Source organism: Caballeronia glathei (assembly GCF_000698595.1).
GTDB classification, from domain to species: domain Bacteria; phylum Pseudomonadota; class Gammaproteobacteria; order Burkholderiales; family Burkholderiaceae; genus Caballeronia; species Caballeronia glathei.
Genome location: NZ_JFHC01000048.1, coordinates 1 through 17152, shown reverse-complemented (window position 1 = coordinate 17152; position 17152 = coordinate 1). Strand labels below are relative to the sequence as shown.

The window sequence follows — 17152 nt, the reverse complement described above, 5'->3', positions numbered from 1 at the left end:
GGGCTTCGTCAGCCTGACGGAACGATATGCGGCGTGATGAAGATCACCAGTTCGCTGCGCGCTGTCCGGCGCGCGTCGTGCCGGAAAAGCCAGCCGATGAGCGGCACTTTCGACAGCAGCGGAACACCCGTCACGTCGTTGCGCTCGTCGGCGGAATAGATCCCGCCGATCGCCACCGTTCCGCCGTCCTCCACCTCCACGCGCGTCTGCACGTGCTTGGTGTTGATCGCCGGGCCCGCCGCCGTCTGTTCGCCGACACTGTCCTTCGACACGTCCAGGTCAAGAATCACGCGGCCGTGCGGCGTGATCTGCGGCTCGACCTCCAGTTTGAGCGCAGCGCGCCGAAACTGCACCCCCGACACGCCATTTCCCACCTTCGCCTGATAAGGCAGCTCGGTGCCCTGCTCGACCAGCGCCTTGACGCGATCCGCCGTGACCACCCGCGGACTCGACACGATCTGCCCGCGCCCCTCGGCTTCCAGCGCGCTCAGTTCGACGTTCAGGAGCCGCGTGGCCTGCGCGGCGAAGAGGGTCAGACCGGCCGTCGCGGCGTCGAAGCCGGCAATCGGGCGTGCCGACAGGTCGTATACCGCGCCCTCCTTGCCGCCCACGATGCCGCGCGGCGAGTCGCCCGTCGCCGTGAGCGACACCTTGACGCCGAGATTGCGCGAAAAGCCCGCCTCGCCTTCGACGATCCGCGCCTCGATCATCACCTGCGGCGTCGGCTTGTCGATGCGCGCGATCAGGTCCGCGATCTGCGCGATGCGCGCCTCCAGATCGGTGACGAACAGCAGATTGGTGCGCGAATCGGCCATCACGGAGCCGCGCTTGGACAGCACGCGCTGGCTGCCCGAGCCGGTGAGCAGCTTGCGCACGTCGTCGGCGCGCGGGTAGCGCAGCAGGAACGTGCGGCTGCCGAGCGGTTCCAGGTCGGCGGCGCGGGCGTGCGCCTCGAACCGCAGCTTTTCGCGCGCCGCCAGTTCCGCGAGCGGTGCGACCCAGATGACGTCGCCGTGGCGCTCCATGGCGAGACCGTGGACTTCGAGCAGTGTGTCGAACGCGCGCCGCCACGGCACGTCGATCAGGTTCAATGAAACGAGGCCGCGAATCTTCTCGCTCGCGACGACGTTCAGGCCCGAAAATTTTGCGAACGTATTCAGCACGGCGCCGAGGTCCGCGTTTTTCAGATGCAGCGTGATGGGCTTGCCGTCATCGGTGGCGGGATTGCCGCCGCTTTCCGCCTTGCTCAGGCGCTCGACCGGCGGCAAAGGTACCGGCGGGCCTTCGAGCGCAGGCGTTTCAGGCGCCGCCGCAGTCTGAGACGGCTTGTCAGCCGGCGCGAGCCATGCGGAATCCGGCCCGGCCGGCGACTCGGCCCCGGACACGGCGGGCATCGGCGGCACGCTCGTATCGACGGCGAACTGGTCCGTTGGCAGCGTGTCCGGAATCGGAGGCAGCGGCGGCACGGCGTTCTGGGCGGCCACGGCACGGCACAGCAGCAGCGCGCAAAGCGCCAGCGCGCGCCTTCGATGACTACGACAGCGGGATGAACGCGGCTTCACGGGCGATCCTCCGCAAGTGCGAGCGTGCGCGCGGCGCCGTCGTCGCGTGCCAGGTCGATCGAACGGGGATGCACGCGACCCAGGCGCTCGCCGCCGATCTGCTGCCCGGGCTCGAAACCGTCGATGCCCTCCGCCGTCTCGACGAGCGCCATGGCGCGCCGCCGTCCTACGAGGGTCCCGACCAGCTGGATTTCCCCCGCCGCGCCGATCGCGGACGTATCCTTTTTACCGAACGGGTCGACGATGGCCCGGTCGCGGCGCACTTCATCCGCTCGTGCGAGCGCAGGCAGATGCTCGAAGACCCTCAGCGTCGAATCGACCGTCAGCGAATCCGCGCCGCGTTTCAACTGCACGCTGTCGGGAACGACGAGACGCGGCAGTCCCGCGAGCGCGTCGAGAAAGCGGCGAATCTCTCCGAACGAGCCCTCCGCGCGGAATTTCAGTCCCCGCCCGGCGTCCATCCCGGCGCCTTTTGCCACGACCGGCTCGATCCCGCCGACCCGCAGGCCGCTCTGCGCGGCGAGCGCCGTGATCGCCTGCAACGCGTCGGCGCTGGTCCAGCGGTCGCTCATTTCCTTGCCGGACACCGAGCGCGCGCGCAACGCCGGCAGCGCCGCCGCGGTGGCGCGCGCCCGGTCTGCGCGATGCTGCGCGTCGGCGAGCGCCGACCGGCTGGCGTCGAGCCCGCTCACGCCCGACGCCCGCCAGACCTGCGCGCCGAGCGCACACACCAGCGCGCCGAACGCGAGCGCTGTCAGCAAGGTGCGCCGGCGGCTCCAGGCGTCGACGGGCTGTGTCGCCAGCCGTTTCAAACTTCGATGATTCAATGCGAGCGCATTCATTTGATGCTCCGTCTGTTGGCGGCGACAACCGCCCTGGCTGGATGCACCGCTGGCGCGCCGGCGGCGCTCCAGCGCACGAGCGCGGTGAACTCGTAGCCGACGGGCGTCTCCGGCGCCTTGTCCCGCTTCGCGGATGCCGCCCCGCCCGTGCGCCGTTTCATCTCGACGACTTCGACGGCCTGTACGTCGCGCACCTTTTCTAGATGTTTGAGCCAGCGCGAAGCCGCCTGCGAATCGGGCGCGAACGCGGCAATCTCGACTTCCTCGCTTTTCTGCGACACGCGCCGCAACGCGACGCCGCCTTGCGCGGGCGCGTCGGCGAGCGCGTCGAGCAACGCGAGAAAGCGCGTGCGAGGCACAGCGAGCGGCTCGGCGGCCTGCCGGGCGCGACGCCGCTCGGCCTCGGCATCGGTCAGGCGTCCGTGTTCCGCCACGTCCGCCGCCGACGCACGCAACGCAGCCTCCAGGACAGCCCGCCGGTCGTCGAGCCGCGCGCGTTCGAACGCATCCCATCCAGCGACGGCACCCACGGCCGCGCACCCCGCGAGACCCGCCGATGCCAGCAGCGCGAGGCGCCGGTTGCGCGCTTCCCGCCGTTTTCTCGAGCGGTACGGCAGGAGATTGAAACCATCGAGAAAGGCGAGGCTCGTCATTGCATCACCTCGCGCAGCGCCAGCCCGAACGCCACGGCGAACAGCGGCGAATGCCGCAACGCCCCGTCGGCCTGCGACGCTCCGTTGCAAAACGGCGCGCATTCGAAGGGCATCACCGGGCAGCGCAACAGCGCCGGCAGCGCGTCGACAGGCAGCCCCGCGCGTTCGAGCAGGTCGAGGTCGCCGCCGAGGAGGATCCAGTCCGGCGGCGCGATCTCGCCGGCGAGATCGCGCAGCGCATCGGTGAGATTCGCGTACTCGGGCGCCGGATAGCGCAGTTCGTTCTCGACGCCCTCCTCGCCCACGAGCCAGCCGTGCAGCCCCGCACGCTCCAGCCAGCAAGCGATATAGCGCTCGCGCGAGCCGAGTTCGATGGTTCCGGCATGACGCATGGCGCGCAGCGCGGCGGCGGGCTCGCCGTCGATGGCGGACAGCGAAATGCCCGCCGCGGCCGCCGTCTCGACGCGCGATTCCACGTGCTGGCGCGCCGTCGCCGCGATCGACACCTGCGCGAGGCCGTCGTCGCGCGCTTCGACCGACCAGTCGACCGCCAGCGCGCCGCGCTCGATGCCGGCCGCCCGCTCGGCTTCGGCGAGCACCGCGGGTTCGAGCAGGCCGCGCGGATCGCGCGGACCCGGCTCGCCGCGCCTCGCCTGTATCAATCCGGCGAGCGGCACCTGCGTGGTGAGCGTCGCCGAGGCCGGCAGGCCCATCGCACAGCGCAGCGCGCGCCACGCGGGGCGCATCGGCAGACGCCCGAACGCTTCGCGCAACGCCGCCGCGATCGCCGCCCGGTCGATGAAATCCCCGCCGATCACCGCGCCCGCCTCGAGCGGCACGCATTCGAGGTGCTCCACGCACACCGGCCCGTTCGCCCTCAGCCGCCGGCTGACAACCGCAAGCCGCACGGCCTCTTCGCTCACATCGATCCCCGCCGCATACCGGCGCGTGACCGTCAACACCGATCCGCGCAACGCTCGTTCGCCGCTCATTTCCGCCTCCTTTCCAGTCACGTCCCGAACCGTTCGGACGCTTGCAGTAGGAGAATTGTGAGTAGCCGGGGGCCGCGCGAACATTCGTCCGATCGGCCAACGCGAGCAAGCGGCGCGGCGGACCCGCGCGCCGCCGCCGGACGCACCCGGCGAAGGGCCGTCAAGCGAGGCAGCTATAATCGCGGGACCGTTTTTTGGTGGTGCTATGCAATCTTCTTCCCCGAATTCCCCGCCGTCCCAGCCGCCCGTGCGGCCGAAGCGCTCGATCTGGGTGCGGCTCCTGCTCGGATTTTTCGTATGTATTTTCGGGCTGATCGTCTGCGCGGGGCTCGTGCTCGGCTATGCGCTCGTCGTCGCGCAGCCGAACCTGCCGTCGCTCGACGCCCTCACCGACTATCGTCCGAAGGTTCCGCTGCGCATTTACACGGCGGATCACGTGCTGATCGGCGAATTCGGCGAGGAACGGCGCAGCGTCGTGCGGATCCAGGACGTGCCGGACAGTCTGAAGAAAGCGGTGCTCGCCATCGAGGACGCGCGCTTCTACGATCACGGCGGCGTCGATCTGACCGGCATTCTGCGCGCCGGCACGGTCGCGCTGACGAACGGCCACGCGTCACAGGGCGCGAGCACGATCACGATGCAAGTCGCACGCAATTTTTTCCTGTCGAGCGAGAAGACCTACACCCGCAAGATTTACGAGATGCTGCTCGCGTACAAGATCGAGCGCGCGCTGACGAAGGATCAGATTCTGGAGGTCTACATGAACCAGATCTATCTCGGCCAGCGCGCGTATGGCTTCGCGAGCGCGGCGCGCGTCTATTTCGGCAAGGAGCTGAAGGACATCACGCTCGCCGAGGCGGCAATGCTCGCCGGGCTGCCGAAGGCGCCCTCCGCGTATAACCCGGTCGTCAATCCGAAGCGCGCGAAGGTGCGGCAGGAATACATCCTCGAACGCATGCTGGAGCTGCGCTACATCACGCCCGGGCAGTACGAGGAGGCGTCGAAGCAGCCGCTCGTCGTGAAGGGCGCGGGACGCGAGTTCAGCGTGCACGCGGAGTACGTCGCGGAAATGGTGCGCCAGATGATGTACGCCCAGTACCGCGAGGAAGCGTATACGCGCGGCCTGAACGTCGTGACGACCATCGATTCCGCCGACCAGGACGCCGCCTACCGCGCCGTGCGCAAGGGCATCATGGATTACGAGCGCCGGCACGGCTATCGCGGGCCGGAAGGCTTCATCGACCTGCCGTCGGACGCCGAGGAGCGCGAGCAGGCCATCGACGACGCCCTCGTCGAGCATCCGGACAACGGTGAAATCGTCGCGGCCGTGGTGACGTCGGCGAGCCCGAAGCAGGTGAAGGCAAGCTTCATCGACGGCAATGTGGCGACGATCGACGGCAACGACCTGCGTTTCGTCGCCAACGCGCTCTCCAGCCGCGCGCAGCCGAACCAGCGCATCCGCCCCGGCGCGATCGTGCGGCTCGTGAAGGACGACGACGGCAAGTGGAGCATCACGCAACTGCCTCAGGTGGAAGGCGCGCTGATCTCGGTCGTGCCGCAGGACGGCGCAATCCGGGCGCTCGTCGGCGGCTTCGACTTCAACAAGAACAAGTTCAACCACGTGACGCAGGCGTGGCGCCAGCCGGGGTCGAGCTTCAAGCCCTTCGTCTATTCGGCTTCGCTGGAAAAGGGCCTGTCGCCGGCGACGATCATCAACGACGCCCCGCTCTTCTTCAGCGCCGCCGAGACGGGCGGGCAGGCGTGGGAGCCGAAGAATTACGGCGGCGGCTTCGACGGCCCGATGTCGATGCGCCAGGCGTTGCAGAAGTCGCGCAACCTGGTGTCGATCCGGATCCTGAGCCACATCGGCACGAAGTACACGCAGCAATACATCACCAAGTTCGGCTTCGACGCGGACCGTCACCCGGCCTATCTGCCGATGGCGCTCGGCGCCGGTCTCGTCACGCCGCTGCAGATGGCGACCGCGTATTCGGTGTTCGCGAACGGCGGATATCGCGTGAATCCGTACCTGATCGCCGATATCACGGACCCGCGCGGCGCCGTGGTGTCGCATCCGCAGCCGCTCGTCGCGCAGGAGACCGCGCCGCTCGCGATCACGCCGCGCAACGCATACGTGATGAACAGCCTGCTGCAAAGCGTCGCGCAGCGCGGCACGGGTGCGAAGACGAATCAGCTGAAGCGCAGCGACCTCGCCGGCAAGACGGGTACGACGAACGATTCGCGCGACGCGTGGTTCGCGGGGTATCAGCATTCGCTCGTCGCGATTGCATGGATCGGCTACGACAATCCGCGCAGCCTCGGCGACAAGGAAACGGGCGGCGGCCTCGCGCTCCCGGTGTGGATGGACTACATGTCGCGCGCGTTGCGCGGGGTGCCGGAATACAAGCCTCTGCAGCCGCCCGACGTGGCCTCGCTAGGCGGCGAGCTGTACTACGACGACATGACGCCGGGCCACGGCTTCGTGGCGACGATCGGCGTCAGTCAGGCGCCGCCGCAGGAGGAAGGCGTCTCGGGCGTGACGGCGCCCGCGCCCGAAGTCGGCGAGCAGGAAAAGCAGGACATCATGAATCTGTTCAAGGGCCACTGAACGCGCCATGCGTTCAGCAGCGCCGTAAAACCGGGCCGGTCACGCTGAAAAGCGGACCGGCTCTCCTGCCTGTTCGGTCGCGTATTTCGTGAGCGTCGAGAAAAATTCGCTGTTGTCGCGCGTGTCACGCCACTGGCCGTCGACGTATTTGTAGTGAAATCCGCCCGCCTTCGCCGCCAGCCAGATTTCGTGCTTCGGCGGCTGCAAATTGACGATCAGCTTCGTGCGATTCTCGAATTCCAGCGTGAGCACATTGCCGCTGCGCTCGAACTCGATGTCCGCCTCCGCGTTGTCCACCGCGCGTTCGATGGCCGTCAGCGCGGCCTCGGCGAGGGTCAGGTATTCGTGGTCCGTCATGCTAAACTCCTGCGATCAATTTTTCAGGGACAGTCATGCGAGTCGTTTTCAGGATGAGCGCGATTGTAGCGGCTTTGGCCGTTTCCGCCGTCACGGCGGGCGCGCTCGGCGGTTGTGGGCAGCGCGGTCCGCTCTATCTTCCGACCACGCCGCCCCTGCCGCAGCGTCCAGGCGATCTCAAGGACACGCCGCCGTCCGACGTCAAGCCGGACAATGGAACGGCGTCGCGGCCGGGCACGACGCGCGACACATCGGCCGATCAGGGCAGCGTGCCCGACACCTCGGGCGAGCCGCTCGTGCTTTCGCCCGAAACCGATCTGAAATCCGGCGCGGCGGTGCCCAAGGCCGCGTCATCCGCCGAATGATCTGCCCGCTTCACTGTTTCCTTCAGGTCTCGCATGAGTCAATCCGCATTTTCCTACGCTGACGGCATCCTGCACGTCGAGGGCGTTTCCGCCGTCTCGCTCGCCGAACAGTTCGGCACGCCGCTCTACGTCTACTCGCGCGGCGCGCTGACCGAGGCCTATCACGCCTACGCCGACGCCTGCGACGGCCGCCGCGCGACGATCCACGTCGCGGTCAAGGCGAACAGCAACCTCGCGGTCCTCAACGTGTTCGCGCGGCTCGGCGCGGGCTTCGACATCGTGTCGTCAGGGGAACTCGCGCGCATTCTCGCCGCAGGCGGCAAGGCGGAGAACACGGTGTTCTCGGGCGTCGGCAAGACGTCGGCCGAGATGCGCGAGGCGCTCGACGCGGGCGTGAAGTGCTTCAACGTCGAATCGATTCCGGAACTGCACGCCCTGAACGAAGTGGCGAAGGCCGCGGGCAAGCGGGCGCCGGTGTCGCTGCGCGTGAACCCGGACGTCGACGCGAAAACGCATCCGTACATTTCCACCGGCCTCAAGTCGAACAAGTTCGGCGTCGCCTTCGACGACGCCCGCGCGACCTACGCGCAGGCGGCCGCGATGTCGAACCTGGAGGTGGTTGGAATCGACTGCCACATCGGTTCGCAGATCACCGAGATCAGCCCGTACCTCGACGCGGTCGACAGGCTCCTGGATCTCGTCGAGCAGATCGAAACGGACGGCGCGACCATTCGCCATGTCGACGTCGGCGGCGGCCTCGGCATCACCTACGACGACGAAACGCCACCCGATATCGGCGAATTCGTGCGCGCGGTGCTCGGGCATATCGAGAAGCGCGGGCACGCTCATCGCGAAGTGTATTTCGAGCCGGGGCGCTCGCTCGTCGGCAATGCGGGCGTACTGCTCACGCGGGTCGAATACCTGAAACCCGGCGAGGAAAAGAACTTCGCCATCGTCGATGCCGCGATGAACGACCTCGCCCGCCCCGCGATGTACGAAGCGTTCCACCGCATCGTGCCGGTCGTGAAAAGCGACGCAAAAGCGCAGACCTACGACGTCGTCGGCCCGGTCTGCGAAAGCGGCGACTGGCTCGGCCGCGATCGCGAACTCGCCGTCGAGCCGGGCGACCTGCTCGGGATCTGTTCGGCCGGCGCCTACGGCTTCGTGATGAGCTCCAACTACAACACGCGCCCGCGCGCCGCCGAAGTGATGGTCGATCGCGAGCGCGCGCGCCTCGTGCGCGAGCGCGAGGAAGTGAGACAACTATTCGCCGGGGAATCGATCTTGCCCGACTGAGGCGAGACGTTTCAGCCGAAAAAAAGCGATGCCGCGGCATCGCTTTTTTATTGCTCACGCGCGCGGCCGCGCGTAGCGGCCCTTGAGCCACACCAGCAATCGCCATCCCAGCAGCACGACCACGATCGCGCCGTAGATCTTCGGCAGAATCAGGTCGTGCTTGCCCGCCTTCATCCACCAGAAATGCAGGATCGCGAGCGTGGCGATCAGATAGATGGCCTTGTGCAGCGTCTGCCAGCGGCGCCCGAGCTTCTTCACCATCGCCTTGGGCGAGGTCACGGCGAGCGGAATCAGCAGCAGGAATGCCGCGAACCCCACCGTGATGAACGGCCGCTTGCCGATGTCCTTCAGAATCTCGGTGACGCTGAACCACTTGTCGAACCACAGGTACGTCGTGAAGTGCAGCGCGGCGAAGAAAAACGCGTACAGCCCGAGCATCCGGCGAAACCGCAGCAGCGCGTTGACACCGGTCAGCCGCCGCGCGGGCGTGATCGCGAGCGTGATGCAGAGGTAGACGAGCGTCCAGAGGCCCGTCGAGCGCGTGATGAACTCGATCGGGTTCGCGCCCAGCCCGTTGGTAACGCCGAGCAACACGATCCGCGCGAGCGGATAAAGCGCGGCGATGAACACGATCACCTTTGCGGGCGCCACCCAGCCCATGCTCGCGCCGCTGCTGCTGCGCGAAGCTGGACGTTTGATGTCGGATACCGTTTGCATAGTGTCCACTCAGAAATTCTTCTTCAGGTCCATGCCCTGATACAGCGACGCCACCTGGTCGGCGTAGCCGTTGAACATCAGCGTCTTGCGCTTCGGCGTGAAAAAGCCGTCCTCGCCGATGCGCCGCTCGGTCGCCTGGCTCCAGCGCGGGTGATCGACGTTCGGGTTCACGTTCGAATAGAAGCCGTATTCGGTCGGCGCGTAGGTGTTCCAACTGGTCGGCGGCTCTTTTTCGACGAAGCGGATCTTCACCAGCGACTTCGCGCTCTTGAAGCCGTATTTCCACGGCACGATGATGCGCACCGGCGCGCCGTTCTGATTCGGCAGCACTTCCCCGTACAGGCCGACCGTGAGCAGCGTGAGCGGGTGCATCGCCTCGTCCATCCGGAGACCTTCGGAATAGGGCCATTCGAGGATCGGCGTCGACAGGCCCGGCATCTGCGACGGATCGGCGAGCGTGATGAACTGCACGTATTTCGCGTTGCCGGTCGGCTCGGCGCGCTTGATGAGCTCGGAGAGCGACACGCCGACCCACGGAATCACCATCGACCACCCTTCCACGCAACGCAGCCGGTAGACGCGTTCCTCGAGCGGTGCGATTTTCAGGAGCTCGTCGATGTCGTACACCTTCGGATTCTTGATCGCGCCCTCAACCGAAAGCTTCCACGGCCTCGGGCGCAGCGAGTGCGCGTTCTGGGCCGGATCGCTCTTGTCGGTGCCGAACTCGTAGTAGTTGTTGTACGTCGTGATGTCCTTGAATGACGTGACCTTGTCGGTCACGACGTACTTCGGATTCGTCTTCGCCGCCAGCTTCTGGCCCTTCGCGTCGGGCGAGGTCATCGTCGCGAGCGCCTCGCCGTTCACGCCGACGAGACCGGTCGCAGCTGCGGCGCCCAAGGCCCGCAACACGCGGCGGCGGTTCTCGAACACCTCGCGGGGCGTGATTTCGCTACGCGCGATATCGTCGCCGGAAAGATGGCCGTTTCGTTTGATCCACATTTGCTGCTCCTGACCGATTGCACCGGCGCGCCCGGGAAAATCAGGCGCACCTCCTTAGGTTATATAGTTGTCAAACACGATTTTGGATGCAGGTATTCCTGCGCGCGACGAAAAAAAACCGTCAGCAAAATCTGCATGACGGTTCTTAGTCGCTGGGCAACCCGCGAAATTACAGTTTGCCGTAGCTGTGCAGTCCGGAGAGGAACATGTTGACGCCGAGGAACGCGAACGTGGTGACCAGCAGGCCGGTCAGTGCCCACCACGCGGCAGCGGCGCCGCGCAAGCCTTTCATCAGACGCATGTGCAGCCAGGCCGCGTAGTTCAGCCAGACGATCAGCGCCCAGGTTTCCTTCGGGTCCCAGCTCCAGTAGCCGCCCCAGGCTTCGGCGGCCCACAGAGCGCCGAGAATCGTCGCGATGGTGAAGAACGCGAAGCCGACCGCGATCGACTTGTACATGACGTCGTCGAGCACCTCGAGCGACGGCAGGCGGTCGGCGAGCACGCCGCGCTGCTTCGCGAGATACGCGACGGACACCATCGCCGACAGCGCGAAACTGCCGTAGCCGATGAAGTTCGCCGGCACGTGGATCTTCATCCACCAGCTTTGCAGTGCGGGCACGAGCGGCTGGATCTGCTGGGCGTCGCGGGCGATCGAATACCACATCAGGAAGCCGACCGCCGCGCTGATCACGAGCAGCACGAACGCGCCCAGCGCACGGGTGCCGTAGTGCTGCTCGTAGTACAGATAGAACAGCGACGTGATCAGGCAGAACAGCACGAATACTTCATACAGGTTCGAGATGGGGATATGCCCGACATCGGTGCCGATCAGGTACGACTCGTACCAGCGCACCATCAGCCCGGTGAAACCCATCAGCACCGCGACCCACGTCATGCGCGAACCGATCGCGCCGCCCGTCTGCGAGCGCGAGAGGAGGCCGATCCAGTAGAACAGCGTGGCGAGCACGAAGAGCGCGCTCATCCACAGAATCGCGGACTGGCTCGACAGGAAATACTTCAGGAAGAAGTTGGTGTCGGCGCGGGCGAGGTCGGCGTGATAGAGCTGTATCGACGAAAGCGCGAGCAGCGCGATCAGCGCGATCAACAGGCGCACCGGTTTCCAGCGCCACCCGAGCACGACGAACGTCGGCACGGCGCAGATCAGCACGGCCTTGTCGTAGTAATCCATGAACGGGTGGTAGCGAAAGAGCGCGAAACCCGCGCCCGCCACCATCGCCAGCGCGAACAGCCAGTCGAATGCGCCGAGTCTCCTGAGAAACGGACGGTCGTCGAACAGCGCGGGGTCGGCCGCGTCTTGAACGGGGCGTCTCGCGGCCGCCGTCGAACGGGAAGAAGCTTGTGTGAGGTCCATGATCTTACCGAGTTGAATCCTGCGAACCGGGGGACGTGTCTTGCGCTGTCGGGCCGGACAAGGGGGCCTGAACCACCGGCCTGCCTTTGAGCGTGGCGGCGACGGTGTCGCGTGTTTTTTCGAACTCTTTTTCGTAATCGAACGTTCTGCGCGCCGTCGACATCGCCATCAGCACCGTCGCGCCACCCTGCCCTTCATCTTTGAGCCAGAACCAGAGCCGCCGTTCGCGAACGTAGAACATCGCGAAAATGCCGAGCACGAGCAGGAGGCTGCCAAGATACACCAGTTTTTTGCCCGGCGCCCGCGTAAGCTGGAACACCGACGCCTGGATCTGCTTGAACGAGTCAAGTTGCAGGAAGACCGGAGATCCGTACAGAAAGCTGTCCGAAAGCGCGTTGATCGACGATTGCACGAACGCCGTGTTCTTCTCGTCTACCTTGGCTTCCGGCAGGCCGTTCTGCGCGCGGGACACCTGCCAGAGGTCCCAGGTCGCGCCTTCGAGCATGCGCAGCAGGAGGCCCGCGGCCTTTTCCTGCTCACCCTTCGGCACCGACCGGTCGATGAATCCCGCCACCGCCTGGAAGCCGCCAATAGTCTGAGGATTCTGCGGCGCCGCGCCGGATTCGTCGGCGCCCGCGAACAGGTTGAGCACGCGCACGGCGCTTTCTTCCAGATGCTTCTGCAATTCGGCGTTCGCCTGCGGCACCGAGCGCTGCGCGAAGCGGTGCGCGGCTTCGGCGCGCATCGACGGCGTTTCCAGTGCGGCGCGCAGGTTCATCCATTGCCTGACCGAATCCTGCTCGTCGGCGGGGATGCGCAGATAGCGGAACGGGTCATTCGGACTCACTCGCATGCCGGCGAGGAACATCCGCTGGCCGGATACGTCGAGCGGCAGCATGTAGTTGTTGTACTCGCGCGCCTGGCCATCCGTGCCGCGCACCTTGTATTGCACCGACGGCCCGACGTTGCGCAGGTCGGTCGGCTTCGACGTCTTCGCGCCCGAGCCGAGCCGCTCGTCGAATGCCTGCTTGAGCGTCTGGGTCTGGCCGACGCCGCGTGCATCGATCGCGCCACGGCCGTCGGTGATGTTCTCGACGTTGATCGCCCGGAAATCGGTGAATTCGACGGTTTCGCCCTTGGTGCCCGCGATCCGCGCGTCGATCGGCGCGGTGCCACCGATCGCGCCGCCGAACGGCACCGTCTTCGCACTGCCGCCGGACATCGGCCATGCGGTCATTTCGAGCTTCGAGCCGCCGTCCTGGAAGCTCGACTGGTAGATCGAGATGCCGTCATAGGTGAACGGCTTGTTCACCTCGATGCGCGCCGGAATGCGCTTGCCGGTCTCGTGATCGATCACGACGATGTCGCTCGCGAACAGCTTCGGCATGCCCGTTGAGTAGTAATCGACGATGAACTTGTCGAGCTGGATGGAAAACGGCAGGTCCTGGATGAGCGAGCCGTCCTGCTGGTTCAGGATCGCCGTGCCGACGTGCTGGCCTTCGGGCACCCACGCGTAGCCGCGAAACGTCAGGTTCGACGACGATAGCCGATGTTCGGGCGGGATATCGTTGATGACGGCGTTCGTGGCGATCGGCGTCTTGTTGAAGAGCCACATTTGCAGCTTGATCGGCAGGTTGCTGTCGAGCAGCCCGCCGAGACAGATCACGACGATCGCGAGGTGCGCCGAGATGTAGCCGAGCTTGGTCAGTGCGCCGCGCTTGGCGGCGATCAGCGTGGCGCCGCTGTCGGTTTCGCGCGTGACGTACTTGTAGCCGAGCTTCGCCGCGAGGCGCTCGAGCGCGGCGGCCGTATCGGCGCGGCTCGTGGCGACCTCGAACTCGCCCTTGTGGTGAAACGCGCGCAGGCTGCCTTCGCGCACGCGGTCCTTCCAGCTTTTCATGTCGGCGATCATTTTCGGGCCGTTGCGAATGACGCACAGCGACACGGAGATCACCAGAAAGATCAGGATCAGCATGAACCACCACGCGCTGTACACGCTGTAGAGGCTCAGCCCGCGAAAGATGTCGGCCCAGAAGGGACCGAACTGATTGACGTAGTTGGGATACGGATCTTCCTGCGTGAGGACCGTGCCGATGATGCTCGCGATGGCGAGAATAACGAGCAGCGCGATGGCGAAGCGCATCGAACTCACGAGCTCGATGATGTGCCTGATGGTCCGACTGCTCGACTTCGACTGCAATCCCGAGGTGCTAACGCTCATTCAAACTCCGACTGGACAGCAAAAAAGGGTGGAGACGCTGGCGGTCATCGACCGGCGTCCCACCCTTTTCTTGTTTTCGTGCCGGTCTCGCCGGACCGGCTTCGTAATACGGGCGACTGCAGGGTAACGGATGTTGCTCTTCGACGCTTGAGGCTACCCGGCCAATCGCTGGACGCTGCTCAATGCAGACCTGCGATGTAATCGGAAACCGCCTTGATCTCCGCGTCGCTCATACGCAGCGAGATGGTATGCATCGGCTCGCTGTTGTTGCGCGTGCCCTGCGCGAACGCGGTCAGCTGCGCGGCCGTGTAGTCGCTCCACTGAAACGACAGACGCGGATACTGCACCGGCATGCCCAGCCCCGTTGCGCCGTGACACGACGCGCACGCCGGCAAGCCCTTGTCCGAGATGCCGCCACGATAAATCTTCTGGCCCAGTGCAACGGTGGCCTTGTCGCGGGCGTAACCGGGCTTGGTTTTTTGCGCCGCGAAGTACGCCGAGACGTTGATCATGTCCTGATCCGACAGCGCCCCCGCGATGCCGGCCATGATCGGGTTGTTGCGCGCCGGCGCCTTCGCGCCCGGCTGGGTCTTGTAATCCTTCAACTGCTTGACGAGGTATTCCGCATGCTGCCCCGCGAGCTTCGGAAATGCCGCGCCAGCGCTGTTGCCATCCGCCGCATGACACGCGGCACACACCTGGGTTGCGATTGCCTGCCCCCGATTCAGATCCGGCTTTGCCGGCTGTGCGGACTCGGCCGCTTGTCCTGACCCTGCCAATCCACCGAACGTTGCTGCTGCTTGAAGCACCATCAGAGACTTGTACAGTCGGTTCATTCGCGTACCCTGTTTTTCGTCTTGTGAGAATGTGAGGTTCTGCAAAAAACGACGGCGACTGTTTCTGCCACCCGGTTCTTCCACCCCGGTTCTTCCACGGATCGCCACAAGATACCCGAACGAAGGGCTCAAAAAAAAGCCCGAAATCCCGTCTCGCTCCTTATCTGGCTTGGGTCTTGCGCGCCCGTGCTGGTCTTCAGTAAACCGCCGTATTGTACAATAACTCGCTAATCGCAAAGACGCCAGTCGGGGCATGCCCAGTATTTACCGGGTTCTCAAGGCTTGGGTTTTCACCGCTTTTTCTTATCGGCCCGCCAATGTCATTCCTGCTCCACCAAGCCCGATTCTTCACGACCGTCAATCATTTGCGCGATCTGCCTCCCACGCCGCAACCGGAAATCGCGTTCGCCGGGCGTTCGAATGCGGGCAAATCGACGGCAATCAACATCCTGTGCAATCAGAAACGGCTGGCTTTCGCGAGCAAGACGCCAGGACGCACGCAGCATATCAATTACTTTTCCGTCGGTCCGGCCGATGAGCCCGTCGCACACCTCGTCGACCTGCCGGGCTACGGCTACGCCGAAGTGCCGGGCGCCGCGAAGGCGCACTGGCAGCAGTTGCTCTCCACGTACCTGCAAAGCCGCGCGCAGCTGTGCGGCATGATCCTGATGATGGATTCGCGCCGGCCGCTGACGGAACTGGATCAGATCATGATCGACTGGTTCGCGCCCACCGGTAAGCCGATTCACGCGCTGCTCACCAAATGCGACAAATTGACGCGACAGGAGATGACCAACGCCCTGCGCGCGACGAAGAAATCGTTCGCGGAGTACAAGGCGGCGGGATATCGCGGGGAACTGACCGTGCAACTCTTTTCGGCGCTCAAGCGCACGGGTATCGAGGAAGCGCACGAACTCATCGAAAGCTGGCTCATCCCCGAAGCGGCGGGCGAGAACGAATCTCAAGACACAGCGCAGTGACCTGTTCGACGCCGTCGGGTCAAGCAAAAGCATCGGTCCATAAAAAAACCCGCCGCATGACGGCGGGTCAAACAGCCTAATCGAATAACGACAGGCACCCGCTCAGGGAGGAGAAGCGGGGAGCGCAGCGCAAGCGCGTTGCTCGATCGGTATGATATACCATTGTCTCGAAAAGTTTCTGGACGGGTCCGGGCGGCCCCGCCGGCAAGCATCGAGCGCCTCGGCGCTTCGGACCGCCGCCCTCGTCACCCCGGTCACTTCACGTCGATAAAGCCATGAGTTTCTATCCGCATCATCGTCCGCGCCGCATGCGCCGTGACGACTTCTCGCGCCGCCTGATGCGCGAAAACATTCTCACCACGGACGACCTGATCTATCCCGTATTTATCGTCGAAGGGACGAACGTGCGGCAGGCCGTGCCGTCGATGCCGGGAGTGGAACGCACGTCCGTCGATTTGCTGATGAAGGTCGCGGAGCAATGCCTCGAGTCAGGCGTGCCGGTGCTGTCGCTCTTTCCCGCCATCGAGCCTTCGCTGAAGACGCCCGATGGCCGCGAGGCGACCAATTCCGAAGGCCTCGTCCCGCGCGCGGTGCGCGAGCTGAAAAAGCATTTCCCCGAACTCGGCGTGCTCACGGACGTCGCCCTCGACCCGTACACGAGCCACGGCCAGGACGGCGTGCTCGACGAGGAAGGCTACGTGATCAACGACGAAACGAGCGAGATCCTCGTCGAGCAGGCGCGTACGCAGGCGGAAGCGGGGGTGGATATCGTCGCGCCGTCGGACATGATGGACGGGCGAATCGGGGCGATCCGCGAGATGCTGGAAAGCGACGGCCACATTCACACGCGCATCATGGCGTATGCGGCCAAATTCGCGTCGGCGTTCTACGGGCCGTTCCGCGACGCGGTCGGCTCGGCGGCGAATCTCGGCAAGGGCAACAAGATGACTTATCAGATGGACCCGTCGAACTCCGATGAGGCTCTGCGCGAAGTGCGCATGGACATCGAGGAAGGCGCCGACATGGTGATGGTGAAGCCTGGCATGCCCTATCTCGATATCCTGTATCGCGTGAAGGAGGAGTTCCGCTTCCCCACCTACGCGTATCAGGTGAGCGGCGAGTACGCGATGATCAAGGCCGCCACGCAAAACGGCTGGCTCGATCACGACAAGGCGATGATGGAGTCGTTGCTCGCGTTCAAGCGCGCGGGCGCGGACGGCGTGCTGACGTATTTCGCGCTGGATGCCGCGAGGATTCTGCGGGCGTCGAAGTAGGCTCCTCGCCGAACCTCGCCGGGACAAAGAAAAGGGCGATGCCGCATTCGGCATCGTAAGCGCCCGGTGATCCCAGGG

15 protein-coding genes are annotated in these 17152 nt (G+C 65.2%); 5 read left to right on the top strand and 10 right to left on the bottom strand.

From position 1 onward, the window contains the following. Positions 1-8 precede the first annotated feature (8 nt). The 4 genes from BG61_RS25615 to pilM form a co-directional block, all read right to left on the bottom strand. On the bottom strand, positions 9-1484 hold the full coding sequence (locus BG61_RS25615) for a type IV pilus secretin PilQ (RefSeq protein WP_232256137.1): 1476 nt from the start codon (positions 1482-1484) through the stop codon (positions 9-11). A gap of 74 nt (positions 1485-1558) precedes the next feature. Then, positions 1559-2404 (bottom strand): type 4a pilus biogenesis protein PilO, encoded by an 846-nt coding sequence (pilO, locus tag BG61_RS25610; protein WP_035930950.1) that lies wholly within the window; start codon positions 2402-2404, stop codon positions 1559-1561. Next, on the bottom strand, positions 2401-3057 hold the full coding sequence (locus tag BG61_RS25605) for a PilN domain-containing protein (protein WP_035930951.1): 657 nt from the start codon (positions 3055-3057) through the stop codon (positions 2401-2403). Before BG61_RS25605 ends, pilO begins: the two co-directional genes overlap by 4 nt. Beyond that, positions 3054-4049 (bottom strand): type IV pilus biogenesis protein PilM, encoded by a 996-nt coding sequence (pilM, locus tag BG61_RS25600; RefSeq protein ID WP_051672784.1) that lies wholly within the window; start codon positions 4047-4049, stop codon positions 3054-3056. Before pilM ends, BG61_RS25605 begins: the two co-directional genes overlap by 4 nt. Positions 4050-4254: 205 nt before the next feature. Between pilM and BG61_RS25595 the strand changes: the two genes are divergently transcribed. After that, complete coding sequence (locus BG61_RS25595) at positions 4255-6657, top strand: penicillin-binding protein 1A (protein WP_035930952.1); 2403 nt, start codon at positions 4255-4257, stop codon at positions 6655-6657. A 39-nt stretch (positions 6658-6696) separates the two neighbouring features. On the opposite strand, the gene cyaY is transcribed toward BG61_RS25595, so the two are convergent. Further along, a complete protein-coding gene (gene cyaY / locus BG61_RS25590; protein WP_035930953.1) occupies positions 6697-7014 on the bottom strand; it encodes an iron donor protein CyaY in 318 nt (105 codons plus the stop codon). 35 nt (positions 7015-7049) lie between these two features. Here cyaY and lptM point away from each other — a divergent pair, with 35 nt between their 5' ends. Both lptM and lysA read left to right on the top strand, forming a co-directional pair. After that, the gene (gene lptM / locus BG61_RS25585; RefSeq protein ID WP_035930954.1) at positions 7050-7379 is read left to right on the top strand and encodes an LPS translocon maturation chaperone LptM; all 330 of its coding nucleotides are present in this window, start codon (positions 7050-7052) and stop codon (positions 7377-7379) included. A gap of 33 nt (positions 7380-7412) precedes the next feature. Further along, positions 7413-8675, top strand: a complete 1263-nt coding sequence (gene lysA, locus BG61_RS25580; protein ID WP_035930955.1) for a diaminopimelate decarboxylase — start codon at positions 7413-7415, stop codon at positions 8673-8675. Positions 8676-8729: 54 nt separating this feature from the next. Here the strand turns inward: lysA and msrQ are convergent, their stop codons facing one another. From msrQ to BG61_RS25555, 5 genes are all read right to left on the bottom strand, one after another. Further along, positions 8730-9392, bottom strand: coding sequence for a protein-methionine-sulfoxide reductase heme-binding subunit MsrQ (gene msrQ / locus BG61_RS25575; protein WP_035930956.1), 663 nt, complete (start codon positions 9390-9392; stop codon positions 8730-8732). 9 nt (positions 9393-9401) lie between these two features. Continuing rightward, positions 9402-10391 (bottom strand): protein-methionine-sulfoxide reductase catalytic subunit MsrP, encoded by a 990-nt coding sequence (msrP, locus tag BG61_RS25570; RefSeq protein ID WP_035930957.1) that lies wholly within the window; start codon positions 10389-10391, stop codon positions 9402-9404. A 169-nt stretch (positions 10392-10560) separates the two neighbouring features. Next, positions 10561-11763 carry a c-type cytochrome biogenesis protein CcsB gene (ccsB, locus tag BG61_RS25565; RefSeq protein WP_035930958.1) on the bottom strand — a complete coding sequence of 401 codons (1203 nt, stop codon included), beginning with the start codon at positions 11761-11763 and terminating at the stop codon, positions 10561-10563. Between the two features lie 4 nt (positions 11764-11767). Continuing rightward, the gene (locus tag BG61_RS25560; protein ID WP_035930959.1) at positions 11768-13984 is read right to left on the bottom strand and encodes a cytochrome c biogenesis protein ResB; all 2217 of its coding nucleotides are present in this window, start codon (positions 13982-13984) and stop codon (positions 11768-11770) included. A 179-nt stretch (positions 13985-14163) separates the two neighbouring features. After that, positions 14164-14820 (bottom strand): c-type cytochrome, encoded by a 657-nt coding sequence (locus BG61_RS25555; RefSeq protein ID WP_035930960.1) that lies wholly within the window; start codon positions 14818-14820, stop codon positions 14164-14166. A 317-nt stretch (positions 14821-15137) separates the two neighbouring features. On the opposite strand from BG61_RS25555, the gene yihA reads away from it, so the two are divergent. Both yihA and hemB read left to right on the top strand, forming a co-directional pair. Continuing rightward, positions 15138-15800 carry a ribosome biogenesis GTP-binding protein YihA/YsxC gene (gene yihA / locus BG61_RS25550; RefSeq protein WP_035930961.1) on the top strand — a complete coding sequence of 221 codons (663 nt, stop codon included), beginning with the start codon at positions 15138-15140 and terminating at the stop codon, positions 15798-15800. 275 nt (positions 15801-16075) lie between these two features. Then, positions 16076-17074 (top strand): porphobilinogen synthase, encoded by a 999-nt coding sequence (gene hemB / locus BG61_RS25545; RefSeq protein ID WP_035930962.1) that lies wholly within the window; start codon positions 16076-16078, stop codon positions 17072-17074. Positions 17075-17152 lie beyond the last annotated feature (78 nt).